This window comes from Wenzhouxiangella sediminis (genome assembly GCF_003410055.1).
GTDB lineage: Bacteria > Pseudomonadota > Gammaproteobacteria > Xanthomonadales > Wenzhouxiangellaceae > Wenzhouxiangella > Wenzhouxiangella sediminis.
In genome coordinates, this window is record NZ_QUZK01000018.1 from 64,368 (window position 1) to 81,892 (window position 17,525).

At 64.4% G+C, this 17,525-nt stretch carries 17 protein-coding genes; 10 read left to right on the plus strand and 7 right to left on the minus strand.

Translation table 11 applies throughout. The features are described 5' to 3' along the window. Positions 1–64 precede the first annotated feature (64 nt). Positions 65–1,750, plus strand: coding sequence for a hypothetical protein (locus tag DZC52_RS04125; RefSeq protein ID WP_116649860.1), 1,686 nt, complete (start codon positions 65–67; stop codon positions 1,748–1,750). 70 nt (positions 1,751–1,820) lie between these two features. Here the strand turns inward: DZC52_RS04125 and DZC52_RS04130 are convergent, their stop codons facing one another. The 4 genes from DZC52_RS04130 to deoC are packed head-to-tail and all read right to left on the minus strand — an operon-like array spanning position 1,821 to position 5,569. Continuing rightward, positions 1,821–2,225 carry a cytidine deaminase gene (locus tag DZC52_RS04130; protein ID WP_116649861.1) on the minus strand — a complete coding sequence of 135 codons (405 nt, stop codon included), beginning with the start codon at positions 2,223–2,225 and terminating at the stop codon, positions 1,821–1,823. After that, a complete protein-coding gene (locus tag DZC52_RS04135; RefSeq protein WP_116649862.1) occupies positions 2,222–3,463 on the minus strand; it encodes a phosphopentomutase in 1,242 nt (413 codons plus the stop codon). The genes DZC52_RS04130 and DZC52_RS04135 overlap by 4 nt, the downstream gene beginning before the upstream one ends. 1 nt (position 3,464) lies before the next feature. Beyond that, positions 3,465–4,793 (minus strand): thymidine phosphorylase, encoded by a 1,329-nt coding sequence (deoA, locus tag DZC52_RS04140; RefSeq protein WP_181918765.1) that lies wholly within the window; start codon positions 4,791–4,793, stop codon positions 3,465–3,467. Continuing rightward, positions 4,793–5,569: a deoxyribose-phosphate aldolase gene (deoC, locus tag DZC52_RS04145; protein ID WP_116649864.1), complete on the minus strand. Its 777-nt coding sequence runs from the start codon at positions 5,567–5,569 to the stop codon at positions 4,793–4,795. The genes deoA and deoC overlap by 1 nt, the downstream gene beginning before the upstream one ends. A gap of 162 nt (positions 5,570–5,731) precedes the next feature. Here deoC and DZC52_RS04150 point away from each other — a divergent pair, with 162 nt between their 5' ends. The 4 genes from DZC52_RS04150 (at position 5,732) to DZC52_RS04165 (ending at position 9,202) form a co-directional block, all read left to right on the plus strand. Further along, a complete protein-coding gene (locus DZC52_RS04150) occupies positions 5,732–7,288 on the plus strand; it encodes a PAS domain-containing sensor histidine kinase (protein WP_116649865.1) in 1,557 nt (518 codons plus the stop codon). Then, entirely contained in the window at positions 7,281–7,916 is a 636-nt protein-coding gene (locus DZC52_RS04155; protein ID WP_181918766.1) for a response regulator transcription factor, read from the plus strand. The genes DZC52_RS04150 and DZC52_RS04155 overlap by 8 nt, the downstream gene beginning before the upstream one ends. A gap of 114 nt (positions 7,917–8,030) precedes the next feature. Further along, complete coding sequence (locus DZC52_RS04160; RefSeq protein WP_116649867.1) at positions 8,031–8,417, plus strand: response regulator transcription factor; 387 nt, start codon at positions 8,031–8,033, stop codon at positions 8,415–8,417. A gap of 110 nt (positions 8,418–8,527) precedes the next feature. Further along, a complete protein-coding gene (locus tag DZC52_RS04165; RefSeq protein ID WP_116649868.1) occupies positions 8,528–9,202 on the plus strand; it encodes a Crp/Fnr family transcriptional regulator in 675 nt (224 codons plus the stop codon). 56 nt (positions 9,203–9,258) lie between these two features. Here DZC52_RS04165 and DZC52_RS04170 read toward each other — a convergent pair whose 3' ends face one another. Further along, positions 9,259–9,711, minus strand: coding sequence for a glycine zipper 2TM domain-containing protein (locus DZC52_RS04170; protein WP_116649869.1), 453 nt, complete (start codon positions 9,709–9,711; stop codon positions 9,259–9,261). Positions 9,712–9,836: 125 nt separating this feature from the next. After that, positions 9,837–10,490, minus strand: a complete 654-nt coding sequence (locus tag DZC52_RS04175; protein ID WP_116649870.1) for a phosphoribosyltransferase — start codon at positions 10,488–10,490, stop codon at positions 9,837–9,839. 382 nt (positions 10,491–10,872) lie between these two features. On the opposite strand from DZC52_RS04175, the gene DZC52_RS04180 reads away from it, so the two are divergent. Next, positions 10,873–11,883: a phytanoyl-CoA dioxygenase family protein gene (locus tag DZC52_RS04180; protein WP_181918767.1), complete on the plus strand. Its 1,011-nt coding sequence runs from the start codon at positions 10,873–10,875 to the stop codon at positions 11,881–11,883. Positions 11,884–11,895: 12 nt separating this feature from the next. Here the strand turns inward: DZC52_RS04180 and DZC52_RS04185 are convergent, their stop codons facing one another. Beyond that, entirely contained in the window at positions 11,896–12,897 is a 1,002-nt protein-coding gene (locus DZC52_RS04185; protein WP_181918768.1) for a methyltransferase domain-containing protein, read from the minus strand. A gap of 339 nt (positions 12,898–13,236) precedes the next feature. Here DZC52_RS04185 and DZC52_RS04190 point away from each other — a divergent pair, with 339 nt between their 5' ends. From DZC52_RS04190 to DZC52_RS04205, 4 genes are read left to right on the plus strand one after another with little or no spacing between them, the layout of a single operon-like run. Then, positions 13,237–13,875, plus strand: coding sequence for a polysaccharide biosynthesis/export family protein (locus tag DZC52_RS04190; RefSeq protein ID WP_245960756.1), 639 nt, complete (start codon positions 13,237–13,239; stop codon positions 13,873–13,875). Between the two features lie 11 nt (positions 13,876–13,886). Next, complete coding sequence (locus DZC52_RS04195; RefSeq protein WP_116649873.1) at positions 13,887–15,431, plus strand: XrtA system polysaccharide chain length determinant; 1,545 nt, start codon at positions 13,887–13,889, stop codon at positions 15,429–15,431. Beyond that, positions 15,428–16,198, plus strand: coding sequence for a P-loop NTPase family protein (locus tag DZC52_RS04200; RefSeq protein ID WP_181918769.1), 771 nt, complete (start codon positions 15,428–15,430; stop codon positions 16,196–16,198). Before DZC52_RS04195 ends, DZC52_RS04200 begins: the two co-directional genes overlap by 4 nt. After that, on the plus strand, positions 16,195–17,523 hold the full coding sequence (locus DZC52_RS04205; protein WP_116649875.1) for a porin family protein: 1,329 nt from the start codon (positions 16,195–16,197) through the stop codon (positions 17,521–17,523). Before DZC52_RS04200 ends, DZC52_RS04205 begins: the two co-directional genes overlap by 4 nt. Positions 17,524–17,525 lie beyond the last annotated feature (2 nt).

Sequence of the window (17,525 nt, forward strand, 5' to 3'; positions counted from 1 at the left end):
GCGAGATGACGATAGATCGTCTTCATCGTCCTTCACTTGCGAACGGAAAGCAGAGGAAAGAAGCATGCTCAAGCACATGAAGCGCAACTTGCTGGCGGTTGCGGCCGGATCGATGCTGATCGGGTCGGCAAACGCCTTTGTTGTCAACGAACAGTTCACCGGTAACTACAACGAAGAGGGCAAGAGCGGCCGCGGTCTCATCCTGGACATCATCGATTCCAGCGAGTCCGAATTCGGCAACGGCGTCGTCGCCCAGTGGTTCACCTTCCGCGACGGCGAGCCGCTGTGGCTGGTCGCCACCGGCCCCATCGACCAGAACACCGACACCGCCGAACTCGAGTTCCTTGAAGTCACCGGCGGCACCTTCGGCCCCGACTACGTGTCCGGCGACTCCACCAACACCTCCTGGGGCACCGCCACGCTGCAGTTCAACAGCTGCAACAGCGTCACCCTGGACTATGACGGCGCCGACGGAGCCGGTTCGCTGGATCTGCGCCCCGTCATCCAGGGCAGCGAATGCGTGATCAAGGAAGAGTTCGACGGCTGCCCGGCCTTCGCCACGGAAGCGCCCTTCGACGGCGCCTGCATCGTCGGCGGCGAGCAGAACGGCGACATCACGCTGAGCAACGAGATCACCTGGCTGATCCAGGGCCAGCTGATCATCAACGACGGCGCTTCGCTGACGATCGAGCCCAACACAGAGATCATCGGCGGCACGCTGGGCGACACTGACACCCTGGTGGTCAAGCCCGGCGGCCAGATCTTCGCCGAAGGCACCGCCAACAACCCGATCATCATGCGCGGCCTCGACGCCATGACCCGCGCCGAATGGGGCGGTGTCGTGATCAACGGCCGTGCGCCGATCAACGGCTGCGCCGAAGGCGTCGACCCCTGCACCGCGCAGGGCGAAGGCAACTCCGGTGAGTACGGCGGCAACGATCCGCACGACAACAGCGGCGTCATGCGCTACGTCGTCGTGTCCAACGCCGGACGTCAGTTCAGCGAAGAGAACGAACTCAACGGCATCGCCTTCCAGGGCGTGGGCGACGGCACCACGGTCGAGTACATCCAGGTCCACCTGAACGAAGACGACGGCGTCGAGTTCTTCGGCGGCACCGTCAACGCCAAGTACCTGGTCCTGACGGGTATCGGTGACGACAGCCTCGACTGGACCCAGGGCTGGCAGGGCAAGGTGCAGTACGTCCTCGCCAAGCAGTACACCGACAACGGCGACCAGGGCATCGAAGCCGACAACAACGGCGACGCCAACGACTCGCTGCCGCGCGCCATGCCGATGCTGGCCAACCTGACCTTCATCGGTCAGTCCAACACCGACATCGGCTTCCTGCTGCGCGAAGGCACGGGCGCCCACATCGCCAACGCCATCGCCACCGGCTTCGGCGAGTTCTGCCTCGACATCGACAACGAGTCGACCTTCCTCAACGAGGAAAACCTGAGCATCCAGAACAGCGTCCTGGGCGGCTGCGGCGAGACCTTCAGCGAAGACGCCGAAGACGCCTTCTCGGTGGCCGACTGGTTCTTCAGCTACCCGAACAACGTCGAAGCCAACCCGAACCTGAACAACTACATGCTCAACGCCGGTTCCCCGGCCATCGGCATCGGCGCTGTTCCGTTCGAAGACGACTTCTTCGACAACGTCGACCACGCGGGTGCCTTCCCGGCCACCGGCGCAGACTGGACCAAGGGCTGGACGGTGGGTCTCGACCGCACCGCGCCGCTGGGCCAGTAAGCACAAGCTTCAAGATCCAGACAGACCCATTGCAGTATTTAGGCCCCGCTTCGGCGGGGCCTTTTTTTGTTCAGCCCGGAATGTGATCGGGTCCGAAGGAGTCCGGCAGCAGCTCACCGATCGTGTAGGTCTTCTGCACGCGGCCTTCATCGTCGATCAGGGCCACCCAGGTTTCCGGCGAGGCGAACTCGCGAATGCGCTGTCGGCAGTCGCCGCAGGGCGGGCAGGGTCGGCCGCCGGGGCCGAGCACGTAGACCAGGCGGATATCGCGGTCCCCGGCATTTGCCATCGCCGAAATGGCGGAAGCCTCCGCGCAGGTGCTCTTGAAGTGGGCGACCTCCACATTGGCGCCGCCGAAATGCCGGCCCGTTCCGCTCTCCACCACGGCGGCGACGGGATGATCGGAATAGGGCGCGTAGGCGTTGCCGCGCAGGCGCTTGAGTTCCGCCAGGAGGTCTTCGTCGATGTTCTTCATGCCTGTCTCCGGGGCTGTCTTGCCGTGTCGGGGCCGAAACTCGTGCCGTCAGGCAGCGGGTCGAGGCCGAAATGACCGGCCAGGGTCTGGCCGATGTCCGCAAAGCTCGCCCGCGCGCCGATGCCGCCGGCATTCAGTCCGTCGCCCCGCGCGAGGACGGGAACGTGCTCGCGGGTGTGATCCGTGCCGGACCAGGTCGGATCGCAGCCGTGGTCGGCGGTCAGGATCAGCAGGTCGCCTTCTGCCAGGCTCGCCGTCAATCGCGGCAGCTGCCTGTCGAAGTACTCGAGTGCCTCGGCGTAGCCGTCCGGGTCGCGCCGATGACCATAGATCATGTCGAAGTCCACGAGATTGGCCATGACCAGGCTGCGTTCACCGGCCGACTCCATGGCGGCAAGCGTGGCCTCGATCAGCGCCGGGTTGCCGTCGGCCTTGATCGCCGAGCTGATGCCCCGGTGCGCGAAGATGTCGGCGATCTTGCCCACGGCGACGACCTCGCCGCCGTCGTCGACCAGGCGTTCCAGAATGGTCGGTGCCGGCGTCGGCACGCTGTAGTCGCGGCGATTGCCCGTGCGCTGGAAATCGCCGGCGTGGTTGCCCACGAAGGGCCGGGCGATGACTCGGCCGACAGGATGATCGCCGAAATGCTCGTCGAGCAGCTCGCGGGCGATCTCGCACAGCCGGTACAGTCGCTTCAAGCCGAAGAACTGCTCGTGCACGGCGACCTGGAAGACCGAGTCGGCCGAGGTGTAGACGATGGGCTTGCCGGTCTCGATGTGCTCGACGCCGAGTCGGGCGATGATCTCGGTGCCCGAGGCGTGACAGTTGCCCAATACCCCGGGCAACTCGGCGCGGCGGATCAGTTCGTCGAGGAACTCGGCCGGAAAACTGTTCTCCTTCTCGCGGAAGTAGGCCCATTCGAAGCGCACGGGTACGCCGGCCATCTCCCAGTGGCCCGAGGGCGTGTCCTTGCCGCTGGAGACTTCCTTCGCGTAGCCCCAGGTGCCGTCGACCCGGCCGGGCAGGGCGATGCCCGCCGCCGTCGCGCCGGTACTGGACCGGTGAGCATGGAACAGGCCCAGCTTCGCCATGTTGGGCAGCGACAGGGGCCTGCCTTGTTCGAAGCGGTGTTCGGCGATGTGTCCCAGCGTGTCGGCGCCGGCGTCGCCGAAGCGCGCTGCGTCGGCTGATGCGCCGATGCCGAAGGAGTCGAGGACGATAACGAGTGCGCGCGGCATATCAGTATTCTCCGGGAATCAGTCTCTCGGACACCAGCGCCGGCCCTTCGGTCGGGCGCTCGCCGATGCGGCAGGCTCGGCGGACGGCCGCGGCGGCTCGTTCGGCGTCGGCTTCACTGCGGGCGTGAACCAGCGCCAGGGGGCGCTCCTTGTCTACTTCATCGCCGATCTGCGCGAGCCCGGCGAGACCCACGGCCGGATCGATGCGATCTTCGGCCTTGCGGCGCCCGCCGCCAAGATCGACCACGGCCATGCCCAGCGCGCGAACATCGATCGATTCGACGAAACCCGGCCTCTCGGCGTGAACCGCCCTGACGAGCGGCGCCGAGGGCAAGTGCCGCTCCGGATTGTCCACCAGGTCTGCGGGGCCGCCCAGGGCTTCGATCATGGCGCCGAAGTGCTCGGCCGCCCGACCGCTGTCAAGAACTTCGTCGACCCGCTTGCCGGCCGACTCGCGGTCCTGCGCCAGGCCGCCGGCCAGCAAGGCTTCGACCGCCAGCTCTCGGCTGAGTGCCGTCAGGGACTCGCGTCGCGGTCGCCCGCGCAGGCAATCGATCACTTCGAGAATCTCCAAGGCATTGCCGGCGCTGTCGGCCAGGGGCTGGCTCATGTCCGACAGCAGCACGTGCGTTGGCACCCCGGCCGCCGTACCGACCTCGGTCAGCCGCCGTGCCAGGTAACGCGACTGCTCGGGATCGGTCATGACCGCGCCGTTACCCGTCTTGACGTCGAGCACCAGGCCGTCGAGGCCTTCGGCCAGCTTCTTCGACAGGATCGAGGCGACGATCAGCGGCACGGACTCCACCGTGGCGGTCACGTCGCGCACCGCGTACAGGCGGCGGTCGGCTGGCGCCAGTTCGCCCGTCTGACCGATGATGGCGCAGCCCTGTTCGCGCACGACCTGTTGAAAACGCGCCGAATCGGGCGAGACCTGGTAGCCGGGAATCGCTTCGAGCTTGTCGACCGTGCCGCCCGTGTGGCCCAGGCCGCGCCCGGCGATCATTGGAACAAAGGCGCCGCAGGCGGCCAGGACGGGGGCGATCAGCAGCGAGGTGACGTCGCCGAGACCGCCGGTGGAATGCTTGTCGAGCACCGGGCCGGGCAGGGCGGGCGCATCCCAGCGCAGGACACGGCCGGAGTCGCGCATGGCCTGTGTGAGCGCCACGCACTCGCCGTCTTCCATGCCCTGGAGAAACACGGCCATGGCGAAGGCGCCGAGCTGCTCGTCGCCGACCGCGCCGTCGGTAATGCCGGCGACGAGTTCGTGAATGCTGTCCGGATCGAGCGCGCCACCGTCGCGCTTGCGAGCGAGAATCTCACGCACCTGCATCAGTACGCATCCTTGTCCGGGGCGGGCGCTTGGGAATCGCCCAGGGTGGCCATCAGGTCGTCGAGCAAGCCCGAGGCCCCGAAACGGAAATGCGAAGGACTGATCCAGTCGGGGCCCATGATGCGCGCCGCGAGTCCCAGGTATTCGCGCGCCTGCCGGGTCGTGCGGATGCCGCCGGAGACCTTGCAGCCAACGTCCCGCCCACTGTCGCGGATGGCCTCGAGCAGGATCCGGGCCGCTTCCGGTGTGGCGTTGACCGGCACCTTGCCGGTCGAGGTCTTGAGGAAATCGGCACCCGATTCGATGGCGATTCTCGCCGCCCGCCGAATCAAATCCGCCTCGGTCAACTCACCGGTCTCGAGAATGACCTTGAGCACGTGCTCTCCGCAGGCCTCCCGCGCGGCCGAAACCAGCCGGCGACCGGGCTCGTCATTGCCGGCCCGCAGTTCGCGCCAGGGAAAGACCAGGTCGATTTCGTCGGCGCCCGCGGCCAGGGCGGCTCGAATCGCTTCGACAACCGTTTCCGCGTCGTCCTCGCCGCGCGGAAAGTTCACCACCGTGGCGATCCGAACCTCCTCGGCCGGGTCGGCACCCGCCAGGGCCCGGCGGGCGGTCGCAACGAAGCGCGGATACACGCAGACGGCCGCGACCGGGCCGAAGCTCGTACCGGCCTTGCGGCACAGGGACTCGATATCGGCCTCGGTGTCGTCTGTCTCGAGCCGGGTCAGGTCGACCAGTGCCAGGGTCTGACGGGCCACTTCGTGAAGGGAGGTCATCGCGAGCTGAACGTCCTTATAAAGGCAACAGGATAACCAAATCGCCGGCGCGAGACGGGCAGGATGCCGGCATGCGCCCATCTGACTCAGGTCAATAAGTGTGCGTACAATGAACTTCTAAACTGTTCGTCAGCAAGGTAACAGTCGGGCAGGACTGGGCAGATGGATTCTGACGATGGGGACAAGCCGATCCTGAGGGATTTCGCCGCGGAGTTGCTGGAGACGATGCTTGAGGTCTCCGGCCTGCTGGTTGTCGTGCTCGACAGCAGGGGACGACTGACCCTGTTCAATCGGGCCAGTGAGGAATTGACCGGTTATTCTTCCGATGAAGTACTTGGACGGGAGATCTGGCCCTTACTCATCCCGCCGGACGAAGTGCCGGCGGTCAAGGATGTGCACCAACGCCTCACCCACGGGGAGGGACTGAATCTCTACATCAATCACTGGTTGACTCGTGACGGGAAGAAGCGGTTGATCCAGTGGCGTAATGCGGCCCTGCTCGATCAACACGGCAATCACGTCGGCGTGGTGGGTACCGGTATCGACATCACCGAGCAGGAACGCGCGCTGAGAACCCGGCTGCGCTGGGAACACGAGCGCCACTCGGTGCTCGATGCGCTGCCCATCCTGATTGCGCACGTCGGCCCGGATTTTCATATCCGCTTCGCCAATGACGGATACCGGCAGTGGTTCGGACTGGATCCGACCAGCGTCGTCGGTAAACACGTTGCCAGCGTGATCGGCGAGCGCGCCTTCGAAGTGCTGGCGCCGCATTTCCGCGAGGCCGTGGACGGTCATCGTTCCGCATACCATGGAGAAGTTCCCTACCTTTACGGACCGGCCCGCTTCATTCACGGCACTTATATTCCCGCTCTTGACGAAGCTTCCGGAGTGGACGGCTTCTACATTGTTGCGGTTGATCTGACCGAACAGCACCGACTCCAGGAAGAACTGAACGACGAGCGAGACAAGGCCCGTCGCGAAGCACAGACCCACCTGCTGGAACTTTCGCATGCCACCCGCCTGGCGGCAACGAGCGAACTTGCCACCGGCCTCGCCCACGAGATCAGCCAACCCTTGACGGCGATTTCGGCCAGCGCCGAGGCGTGCCTGATGCTGCTGGAAAACCACCCGGGTGAGGTGGATTCGCTCCGACCGGCCCTGGAGAAGATCGCCGCGCAGGGGCAGCGAGCGCGGCAGATCATCGAGCAATTGAGAAATTTCCTTCGCCGGGAGCAGGACGATGTGCGGATCGAAGTCGACCCGGAGGAGCTCGTCGAGCACGTCCTCCTGTTGCTCGACTCCGAACTCGTCGCATCCGGGGTCGAGGTCGAGACCATGATGGATCCGGAGGCTCCTCCGATAGGGGTCAACCGGGTTCAGATCGAGCAGGTACTGTTCAACCTGGTTCGCAATGCCATCGACGTTCTGAAGGATTTCGATGGCGAGAGGCGGATTCGCATCCGCTGCCTGACGGTGCCGGAGAAGGAAGAACTTCGTTTCGAGGTATCGGATTCCGGCCCGGGCCTGAGCGAAACCGGAATGCCGAAGTTGTTCAGTCCCTTCTACACCACGAAGCCCGAAGGCCTGGGACAGGGCCTGGCCATCTGTCGGTCCATCATCGACCGCCACGGCGGTTCGATCCAGGCGAAGAACCACTCGCAGGGCGGTGCCCTGTTCAGTTTCACCCTGCCACTTGAGGATGCCGGCAATGAATGACTTTGACGGCGCAAGAGGCACGATCGTGATCGTCGACGACGATGATCCGGTGCAGGAGTCGCTGCAGCTTCTGCTCGAGACCGCCGGCTTCCGCACCCGCCGCCACCAGACCGGTGAGGAACTGCTCCGCCACGGTCCCCCCGACGGGCCCGCCTGCGTGCTCCTGGATCTCAACATGCCCGGGCTGAACGGTATCGAAGTGCAGGAAAGCCTCCATGAGTCCGGCTGGGATGTGCCGATCGTGTTCCTGACCGGTCACGGCGATGTCCCGGCGGCGGTCAAGGCGCTCAAGAGCGGCGCGGTGGACTTCCTGCAGAAGAACCAGCTCAACGCGGCGACCCTGATCGATCGTGTCGAACAGTGCGTCGGCGAGCACAAGCGCAGGATGGCCGAGCGGGAATCCTCCGAGGCCGAGAAGTCCTTGCTCTCGCGCTTGACGCCACGGGAGTTCGAGGTGGCCCACCAGGCGGCCTCGGGCGTGACGAACAAGGTGATCGGTCTGGAGCTGGGCATCAGCGAGCGCACCGTCGAAATCCACCGCGGTCGGGCGATGAAGAAGCTGGGCCTCAGGAGAGCGGCCGACCTGGCGCGCATGAAACCGGCGTTCGACAAACTGGCCTCGGACTAGCACTATTTCGCAGACGTGAAGATTTCTTGACGCTCGTCACCGGTACACTTCCGGCTTCATGCTTCAATCGAACTCCATTTCCTGCCGGAGGCACCGACCTTCCAGGAAGCCAACATGAATATTGGAACGGAGCAGCCGGTGATCCATGTCGTGGATGATGACGAGGCCGTCAGGAGCAGCCTGTCCCTGCTGGGTGAGGCCCGCGGCTGGCTGGTCCGGCCCTACGCCAGCGCCCACGAATACCTCAACGCGCCTCATGCTCCCAAAGGCAACTCCGAGTGCCTGGTCCTCGACCTGCAGATGCCGGGCATGAACGGGGCGGAGTTGCTCGAATCCCTGCAAGCTTCCGGAAAACAGATCGCCACCGTCGTGCTGACCGCATGGCCCGACAGTGACCTGGCCCGGCGTGCCGAAAGGGCCGGGGCGAGGCTGATCCTCGCCAAGCCTTTTGCGCCCGTCGAGTGGCTGCATGCCGTTGAGGAGTCCCTGTTTCCGGCATAAGGGAGTTCCCTTATTGGCCGTTCTGCCCCTGTCCGTTAACTTCAATCAAAGGCAGCGAATGCCTGAAGTGTTGTTGGCTCCACCCGGGCCAGGCCCGGCAGGGAACGGAAATGACTCAGGGTCTACAGAGATTGAAGGGGGACGCAGCAAGCGCCTCGGCACGATCGGCCGCCTGGCCTGGTCGAATCCGTATCGGTCACTCCCCGCGACGGATTCTCCAGGCCGGGGACCATCTCTTCCAGGCCGGTGAATTCGGCACCGAATCCTTCATTGTCCGCACCGGGCATCTCAAGAGTTATTGCGTCCACCGGGACGGCGAGGAGCAGATCCTGGGCATGCACGGCCCGGGCGACGTGCTGGGCTTCGAAGCGCTCATCGGCAAGCCCGCGCTCTCCAGCGTGATCGCGCTGGAAATCTGCAGCATCGAAGTGGCCGAACTGCCTCACGTGGCGCTTCGCACGAACGGCACGGAAAGTCTGGTCGAAGGCATGTACCGTGAAATCCAGCGGTTCAGCCGCCTTCTGTACATGGACCGTCATCCGGCCGAGCGTCGCCTGGCGGAATTCCTTCTGGATTTTTCGCGCGAGGAGCAAATGCGGGGGAAGAGTCCGGTCGATCTGACGCTGCCGTTGAACCGCCGCGACCTGGCCCGTTTCCTGGGGCTGGCTCCCGAAACGCTGTCGAGAACCTTCACCCGCTACCAGGAGCAGGGTGTTCTGTCGGTTAACAACCGCCAGATCCACATTCTCGATCCGGCGGCCCTGAACGAAGCCGCCGGAGAGTAGGGCGCTGCACAGGCAGGAGTTGCAGCGGCCCGGACTCCTGAACTTCCCTCCCGACCTCAGTCGACGACTCGCCAGCTGCCGTCGGCCTGGCGACACGCCGTTCCATAGACCTGCTCGGTTCGGCCGCCGATTTCGGCGTCAAGAACGTACTCGCGGCACGGGCCCTCAGCCGATTCGTAGGTTCGGGTCGGCACCATCCGGTAATCGTAGCCGGTGTCCGGGTTGGACCAGGTCGTCGCCACGCCGGTGCGCGTGGCCTCGAGCGTGGCCGACATCTTCATCCGATCCATCTCGTCCATCTCGCGCCCGATCGAACTGCCGATGGCACTGCCCGCCAGTGCACCGATCACGGTCGCGGTCGTCCGTCCGCGGCCGCTGCCGACCTGGCTTCCCAGGACGCCGCCGATAATGCCGCCGATGACCATGCCGGCTTCCTCCTTGGGGCCGGTGGCGCAGCCCGGGAGCATGAGAATGGGGGTAAGCAGAAGAACGACGAGAAGGCGTTTCATGGCTGTTTGCTCCGTAGGTGAGCCAGGATCCAGATACTAGACCTCGGCGATCAACGGCGCGATGACGCAGGTCAATCCGATCATGATCAGACGCATCCAGGGATGCTCCCGGTAATCGGGCGGCGTCATTCGCCCGAATGCGTGTGGGCGGCAAGAATCTCGCGGACTTCCTCGTCGCTGGTCTGGTCGAAGCGGCGATAGAACTGTCCGACGGCCATGAAACTCTGCGGTCTTTCGACCGCGATGAATTCGTCCGCGGCCGAAAGCAGGCTGGAGGAGACATGGCTCGGCGCCACGGGCACGGCCACGATGATCGCGCGTGGCTCGTGCTGCCTGAGCGCCCGGACGGCCGCTTCCATTGTCGAGCCCGTGGCGAGGCCGTCGTCTATGACGAGCAGGGTCTTGCCCTCGAGATCCGGAAAGGGCCGGTCGCCCCGATACTGCCTTTCCCGACGGTCCAGTTCCTTGAGCTGTTTTTCGATTTCCGTGGCCAGCCTGGATGCGCTGACGTGGAGTTGCTCGATCAGATCGCGTGAGAGCACCTGCACGCCGCCGCTGGCGATCGCGCCGATTGCCAGTTCGGGCTGGCCGGGCGCACCCAGTTTGCGCACGACGAGAACGTCGAGCGGCGCCCCGAGCGCACTGGCCACTTCCTTGGCAACAGGAACGCCGCCGCGCGGCAACCCAAGGACCAGGAGGTCGCTGCGGTCTTTCAAGTGCTCGAGGTGCGCTGCCAGAACACGGCCGGCTTCAACTCGATCGGAAAACTGCCTGTCCATGAGGAATTGTGCCCGGAATCCCCGGCGCGTGGGGTTGATGCAGGTCAAGCGACCGGTCGATCCATTCACCGCCTGACTGCGGTTTTCGGCAATCCGGAGCCGCCAGGCTTGATGTGCGGGGCGCCGATTGTGCGTTTGCGCACCGAACTGTTGGTTGCGGCAAGCCTAGCATCGTCCACAGAGCCGGTGGTTCCAGCCGTTTGGCATGGGGCCGGTCCGGCGCCTTGGCCATACCCGCAGGAGTTCTCCGATGCCGGATCCAGGACCTTTCTCCCTCGCCCACAATTCGCGGTCGAGCAGGAGCGATGAATCAAGTGCCTTCGTCCCCCTGGGAGACAGTTCGGAGTTCCAGGTCACGGCAGAATTCGATGGTGGCACCGGTTTGTCCGAAGAATGCGCCGATACGATTCGGGAATGCCTGGATCGCAGCGGGTTCGTGATCGTCGATGGGCTGTTGACGCGCCGGGAGGCGGACGCCGGCCAGGGCCTGATCGATCAGACCGTCAACGATCCGAAGCGGCACATGAGTCAGTTCGCCAGTGAAACCGACAACCGCTACAGGCGCCGCAATTTCTGTTCGCTGCCCTCGACGCCGGAATCGCTGCGCTTCGTATCCACGCTGTGCCGGCGGCTCGAACCGGTGATCTCCGAGTACTGCGGGCGTTCGCGTCCACTGCTGGAGATCACGACGCTTACCAGCCACCAGGGATCTTCCCATCAATACATCCACCGGGATCCCGACTGCGTGCTTTCGATGCTCGTCGCCGTCGACGACATCGCGCCGGAGCAGGGCGGTACGCTGTTTGTGCCGGGAACCCACAAGTACGGCGGCGCGAATATCCGCATGGACGGGCGGGCCTTCGAGTTCATGGAGCTTTATCGGATCGCCTGCAATTTCCGCATTCTTGCCTACAATCTCAAGGCCCTGCTTCGAATGCGGCGTTGCGGCCATCCGAACCTGGAGCCCGGTGAGTTCCGAGACCGGGTCTTCTCGCGACAACAGGACGATCACCAGCCGAACCTGTTGCGCTTCGTGACGGGCAAGACCTACCAGTTCCGTGTCGGAATGCTGGGGCCGAGGAATCTGTGGAAGCTCTTTCGCTACCGCAAGCTGTTGTCCGAATCCTTTCGCATGGTCCGAACTGCACCCAGGAAGGGCAGCGTGATCCTGTTTCGAAGCGACCTGATGCATGCCGGTGGCGACAACCGGTCCGAACGCCCCAGGAACCTGCTGAGCCTGAGCATCGGGCGTGATGTGGTCAATCCGGACCAGTGGGATCTCAGCTATTCCCCAGATCCCACGCTGCGCGCCAATCCGCAGACCTACGGTGACCTGCTGAAGGAGATGGACAGTCCTGTTCCTGTCGGTTCGGCGAGGGAAGCGAACCGATAGTCAGCGCTTCCTTCATACTTGAGTCGCCGACTCTTGCGGGGAGAGCTCATGGTGATGACTTTCCAGAATTCTCATGCGCCAGGAGTGGATGTTGGTCGGATCAGGGAGATCGAGTTCGATCTCGAAGCTCTCTCCGGTTTCCAGCCTTCTTGCAGGCACTCTGAACAGGCGAGATCGCCAGTGAGTCACCGCGCTCAGCGGTGAGGTGTCGAAACTCAGGTCTTGGTCGAAAACGACCCGGAAGTACAGTGCCAGACCATCCATCCTTCCGGGGCGCGAAGCGGTCTTGCGTGCCCGGAAGTGGTTACCCAACTGCCTCGGACTGTCCATCCGGTTGAGGTCGAAAGTCAGCAGGGGTCGCGGCTTGCAGAGCAGCATTTCAAACGCCGAAGGTTCCAGCAGGTAGCAGTCGTAGTCGGGCGGCTTGAATCGCTCTGCATCGCGATCATTGCGGAGAATACCGAAATCGAGGCCGTGCACGGGCTCTTCCCACAGGTACGGAATCCTCCGTCCGGAGCGAAGCTGGACCGGCTCGAGAAAGAGCTCGAACACGGCCGGCAGAATGCGCCCCTCCGGCTTGAGGCATCGTTTCTTGAGGTCGAGCAGGTTGTCGAGCATGTTCTCGGTCAGCAGCTCGTCCCCGATCTGCTCATGAATCACGAGATCCACGCGTTGCGGTGGCGTGAACTCGCGGCTGTTGATCTTCACGAATTCGATGCCGTCGAGACCGTTGTGACGGGCCGCGCGGCGTGCGACGCCCAGAAAGTCGGAATGATCGAGCGCGTAGACCCTGGCACGGGACTGTCTGGCCGCGAACATCGCGAGAATCCCCGTACCCGTGCCCAGGTCGATGACGGTCTGTCCCGGATGGACATGACGGCGGATCGCCTCGTGATAGGCGTCGACGCGGACGCGATCGGCGAGCATGCGCTCGTGGCTCAACAGGCTCGTGAATTCATGGCGGTTGTTCAAGTCGTAGAGCAGACTGCGGCCCGCGCGCGTGGCGCGAAGCATGGACTTGCCCCGCTGAAGTGCCGAGCGAATCGCCCGATTGACCAATGGATGCATTGCCTGCCCCCGTCGAAGCTGGACGGCCCGATCCCAATCGAACCTGCTGATCCAGTCGCTGCGTCAGATGGGTCGACTCTGAACCCGCAACGGAAAGTCCATCTGTGCGTTGCCGTACACGGCGCGACCTGCGCTACCACTCCGGATTGCCATGACGCGGGTGAATGTTCGATTGCGCACAGATTCGCCTGCCCGGCACAGCGTAGATTCGCAACTGCAGTCGAACGGTTGCTGCGGGCGACCCGATACGGGTTGGCGACACTGGTCGGGCGGGAGTAACAGCCAATGATTATGTTCAAGATTCGCGAAGCACTGCTTGTCATGGCGACGCTGTCGGCGTTGTTGATGGCCGGTTGCGCAAGCGGGCCGAGTGCCGGCCCCGTTCCGCCTTCCTCGCTCATGAGCATGGCGGTTGAGGACTATCGAATCGGCGTCGATGATGTCGTACAGGTCAGCGTCTGGCGAAGAGAGGATCTGGGCGTGACCGTGCCGGTTCGATCCGACGGGAAGATCACGGTTCCGTTGATCGGGGACATCCAGGCGGGCGGTCTTCGTCCCGAGGAGGTCGCGGACAACGCGCGGGGCTTGCTGGCTGACTACATTCGCGAACCGAACGTCACGGTAATCGTCACGGAACTGCGCAGTCATGAATACCTGTCGCGGGTGAGGGTGACCGGAGCCGTTCGATCGCCGGTGTCGCTGCCGCACCGACAGGGAATGACCGTGCTCGATGCGGTGCTGGCGGCCGGCGGTCCGAACGAGTACGCGGCGGCCGACAGAAGTGCGCTTCATCGCCACCTCGACAAGGGCGGGTTCGAGAGCTATGCGCTACCCCTGAGGCGGATTCTGGAGCAGGGCGATCTCAGCGCCAACCATGTCCTCATGCCCGGTGACGTGATCACCGTTCCCCAGCGCAACTTCTAGGAACGAACCGGATGAACCAGCTTCCCAATGTGGCCGAGCCCCTTCCCCTGACCGAGTACATCCCGGCCAGTCTGCGCGAGGGCCAACGGCATTTCCTGCTGCTGGCGCTGGCATTCGCGGTCATCGGCCTGCTCGCGCTGGCCGTGGCGATCAGCTGGCCCAAACAGTACCGCTCCTCGACCAGCATCCTGGTTTCGGAGGACAACATCATCCGCCAGCTCATGGACGGACGCGCCGTGCCCACCAGCGTGTACGACCGTGCAGCCATCGCGCAGGAAGTCATGTTCAGCCAGAAGGTGATGGAGGAGATACTCGCCGTCGGTGGCTGGCTGGACGCCTCGCCCGGACAGGCAGAACGCGAGAGACTGGTCCAGGAGATCAAGGATCGAACGGCAGTCGGCGCTCCCAGGGAGAATCTCATCCGGATCGAGTACTGGGACCGGAACCCCGCGCGAGCGAAGCTTGTCACCGAACGCTTCGCGGCGCTGTTCATGGCCGAAAGCGCTGCGGCCAAGAAACGGGAAAGCGCCGATGCCTACGAGTTCATCGCCCGTCAGGTGAGCCAGTACCACGGCATGCTGGTGGATGCCGAAGAGCGGCTCAAGGCGTTCCGGGAAATCAGCGATGACGCCCGTCCGGGCTCGGGAGACGCGGTGGACGATCGCATCGCGGGGCTGCGTGCCGACATCCAGCAGTTCCGCATCGAGCGCGGGGAAATGCGATCCAGGGAGGCCTCCCTGGAAAGGCAGCTTGCCGGACTGGATCCGGAATCCGGCATCCAGACCTACCAGGCGCAACTGCGTCAGCGAATCTCGATCGTGCAGGAAGAGCTCGACACGCTGCTGCTGGATCTGCAGCCGCGACATCCGGACGTGGTCCGGGCGCGTCATCAGATCGAGGACCTCAAGGCAGAGCTGGCTTCATCGGGCAGCCGAGTGGCGGCCCCCGTCGACGGCTCCGGGTATCGCCAGAGCGCGATGCAGCAGGAGCTCAATATCGGTCTTTCCGAGCTGCGCAGTGCGATGGCCGGACTGGATGCAAGGATCGATGCGACCGAGCGTCTGCTCCAGCAGGAAATCGCCCGCGGGCGCCGGGTGGCCCAATCCGACCTGCAGCATGCCGAATTGATGCGCGATCACGTGGTCAACCGGACCATCTACGAGGACCTGCTCAATCGACTCGAGAACGCGCGTCTGTCGATGCGGCTCGACGAGCTCGGGCAGGGTCTGACCTTCAGCATCCACGAGCCGGCCATGGAGCCGGCGCGCGCCTCGGGGCCCCGCTTCATGCACCTGGCGGCAGGCGGCCTGATGGCTGCCGTGGCCACACCGCTCGGCCTGCTGTTGCTGCTCGTACGGCTCGACCCCAGGGTGCGCTCGCCGGAAGCCATCGAGCGTGTGACGCAGCTTCCACTGCTGGGCACCATTCCGCGCTACTGGACGCCGCGTGAGCGAAAGCGCTTGAAAGCTCGCATTGCAGTTGCCGTCGCGATCGCGGTCGTCACGCTTGCGGCCTACGGGATCGCCGGCTGGATAAGGATCATGGTGAACGCATGAAGACCCACAACCAGCTGGACGGATCAGTGACCACTCCTGAAGAAGGACCTTCCGAGGTGCTTGGCGACGCGCGGCGCGCAGGTCGATCGATAGCCAGGATGACCGAAGGAGAGCTTCTTGCTCCGACCGCCCTGGAGCGGCGTCGCTTGATTCACGCCTCGATGCGCAATTCCCGCCAGATGGACCTGGTCAGGGAGCTGCGCACCAACGTCCTGACGCGAAGCGCAGTGAGCAACCCGATACTCATGGTCACCGGTGTGGGCAGCGGATGCGGCGCGAGCTACCTGGCGCGCAACCTGGCGGCATCGATCGCGCTCGACGAGGAAAGGACTGCCCTCCTGGTGGAGTGCGACCATCGCAAGCCCAGGCTCGCCGAAGACTTCGGTCTGGCCGACGAGGCACCGGGACTGCTCGATCTCTTCAGCGGCGGCGTCGGCGACCTGTCTTCGGTCATCCATCCCAGCGGCGTGGAACGCCTCAGGATCATTCCGGTCGGTCGGGGCGGGCGGCGCGGACCGGAACACTTCGCCTCCGTCCGGATGCGCGCGCTGGTCAACGAGATCCGCAATCGCTACGACGACCGTTATGTCGTGATCGATGCCCCCCCGGTGCTCGGAGCGCCGGATGCCAGGATACTGTCGGTCTATGCGGACCTGATCATCCTGGTGGTCGGCGAGGGTCGCCATCGGCCGGAGGTGATCCGGCGGGCTGCCGACATGCTGCCGCAGGACCGGTTCGCGGGCGTGGCGTTCAACCAGCTGCCATGAATGCGACCCAACCGGTATTGGGCTGCTGTCTGCTCATCTTCTCGCTGTCGGCCTTCGAGGTTCGCGCCCAGTCGATCCAGGAGCCGGAAGATCCGGCGCCTGCCTTCGTTCTGGATCTGGAGCTGGGCGTTGAATACAGCGACAACCGGGGGCGATTCGACCCGCCCGGACCGGACGATACGCTGCTCATTCCGAGGTTGGTGCTTGATCTGTCCAGAACCGGCCGGCGCTGGCAGGCAAGGGCCCAGGGCTTTGCCGAGTACCGGCACTCGCTCGAGAGCGAATTCGACGACGAGTTCCGCGCCAACCTGGCCACGCTGATCGACTGGATCCTGGTGCCCGAGTCGCTGATCTGGACTTTTCAGGACGTTGCCAGCGTCGAGCCGATCAACCTGTTCGCCGTGGACGCGCCCGACAATCTCCAGCAGACCAACGTGCTGGTAACCGGTCCGGCCTGGCGGATTCGTGCGGGTACTGCTTGGGAGGCCCTTCTGGATGCGCGCTTCATCCACAGCTATGCCGAAGAGATCGACGACTTCAACAGCGAGCGAATGAGTGCCGCGGCTCGCCTCATGAGGCGCATGACGCCCACCCGGAATGCCTCGCTGGGCGTGGAGTTCACCGACGTGAGCTACCGGGAGTCGCCCTCCGATCTCAACGACTACGAGCGATTCGATACCTTTGCGCGACTGACTTCGACCCAGGCGCGCACGGAGCTGGACGTTGCCGCGGGCTATACATGGATCGAACCGGATCATCTCGGATCGACGTCCTCGCCGCTGCTGCGCGTCGCGATCGACTGGAGGCTCCTCGAACGCGGCGGACTGCGCCTGTCGGCACGGCACGAGTTGTCCGACAGCGTCAGGCAGCTGACGACGGCCATCGATGCCATCGACCTGCCGGTCTCGCATACCACGCGGCTGCCGGTGGGCGCTGAACTGTACGAACTGGACGAAGCCGAACTCGGCTGGTATCAGGCCACGGAACGATTCGAATGGTCACTCGCCCCTGCCTGGCGCGATTACGAGTTCGCAACCGACGCCGACCTGGATTACCGGGAATTCGGCGGCACGTTCCTCGGCAGTTGGCGGATCACCCCCCTGATGATCCTCCGGGCGCGTGTCGAGGTCGAACGGCGCCGATTCGATATCGATCAGCGCCGCGACACCGACTACCATGGCTCCCTGTTCCTGTCCCGCAGTTTCACGCCCCGATGGTCGGGCCGCGTCGGTGCAATTCGTCACGAGCGTGACAGCACGGCACCGGGGGAGGACAGCCGCGAGAACATTGTCGCCGTCTTCGTGACCTATCACGCCGGGCGATGAGC

Bases quoted from the DNA above. Each gene is read 5' to 3' on its own strand.
- deoA (WP_181918765.1), bottom strand. From the start codon at position 4,793: ATGCAGGTGCGTGAGATTCTCGCTCGCAAGCGCGACGGTGGCGCGCTC.
- DZC52_RS04160 (WP_116649867.1), top strand. From the start codon at position 8,031: ATGAATATTGGAACGGAGCAGCCGGTGATCCATGTCGTGGATGATGAC.
- DZC52_RS04200 (WP_181918769.1), top strand. From the start codon at position 15,428: ATGAAGACCCACAACCAGCTGGACGGATCAGTGACCACTCCTGAAGAA.
- DZC52_RS04165 (WP_116649868.1), top strand. From the start codon at position 8,528: ATGACTCAGGGTCTACAGAGATTGAAGGGGGACGCAGCAAGCGCCTCG.
- DZC52_RS04185 (WP_181918768.1), bottom strand. From the start codon at position 12,897: ATGCTTCGCGCCACGCGCGCGGGCCGCAGTCTGCTCTACGACTTGAAC.
- DZC52_RS04170 (WP_116649869.1), bottom strand. From the start codon at position 9,711: ATGAAACGCCTTCTCGTCGTTCTTCTGCTTACCCCCATTCTCATGCTC.
- DZC52_RS04205 (WP_116649875.1), top strand. From the start codon at position 16,195: ATGAATGCGACCCAACCGGTATTGGGCTGCTGTCTGCTCATCTTCTCG.
- DZC52_RS04190 (WP_245960756.1), top strand. From the start codon at position 13,237: ATGATTATGTTCAAGATTCGCGAAGCACTGCTTGTCATGGCGACGCTG.
- DZC52_RS04195 (WP_116649873.1), top strand. From the start codon at position 13,887: ATGAACCAGCTTCCCAATGTGGCCGAGCCCCTTCCCCTGACCGAGTAC.
- deoC (WP_116649864.1), bottom strand. From the start codon at position 5,569: ATGACCTCCCTTCACGAAGTGGCCCGTCAGACCCTGGCACTGGTCGAC.
- DZC52_RS04155 (WP_181918766.1), top strand. From the start codon at position 7,281: ATGAATGACTTTGACGGCGCAAGAGGCACGATCGTGATCGTCGACGAC.
- DZC52_RS04125 (WP_116649860.1), top strand. From the start codon at position 65: ATGCTCAAGCACATGAAGCGCAACTTGCTGGCGGTTGCGGCCGGATCG.
- DZC52_RS04130 (WP_116649861.1), bottom strand. From the start codon at position 2,225: ATGAAGAACATCGACGAAGACCTCCTGGCGGAACTCAAGCGCCTGCGC.
- DZC52_RS04175 (WP_116649870.1), bottom strand. From the start codon at position 10,490: ATGGACAGGCAGTTTTCCGATCGAGTTGAAGCCGGCCGTGTTCTGGCA.
- DZC52_RS04150 (WP_116649865.1), top strand. From the start codon at position 5,732: ATGGATTCTGACGATGGGGACAAGCCGATCCTGAGGGATTTCGCCGCG.
- DZC52_RS04135 (WP_116649862.1), bottom strand. From the start codon at position 3,463: ATGCCGCGCGCACTCGTTATCGTCCTCGACTCCTTCGGCATCGGCGCA.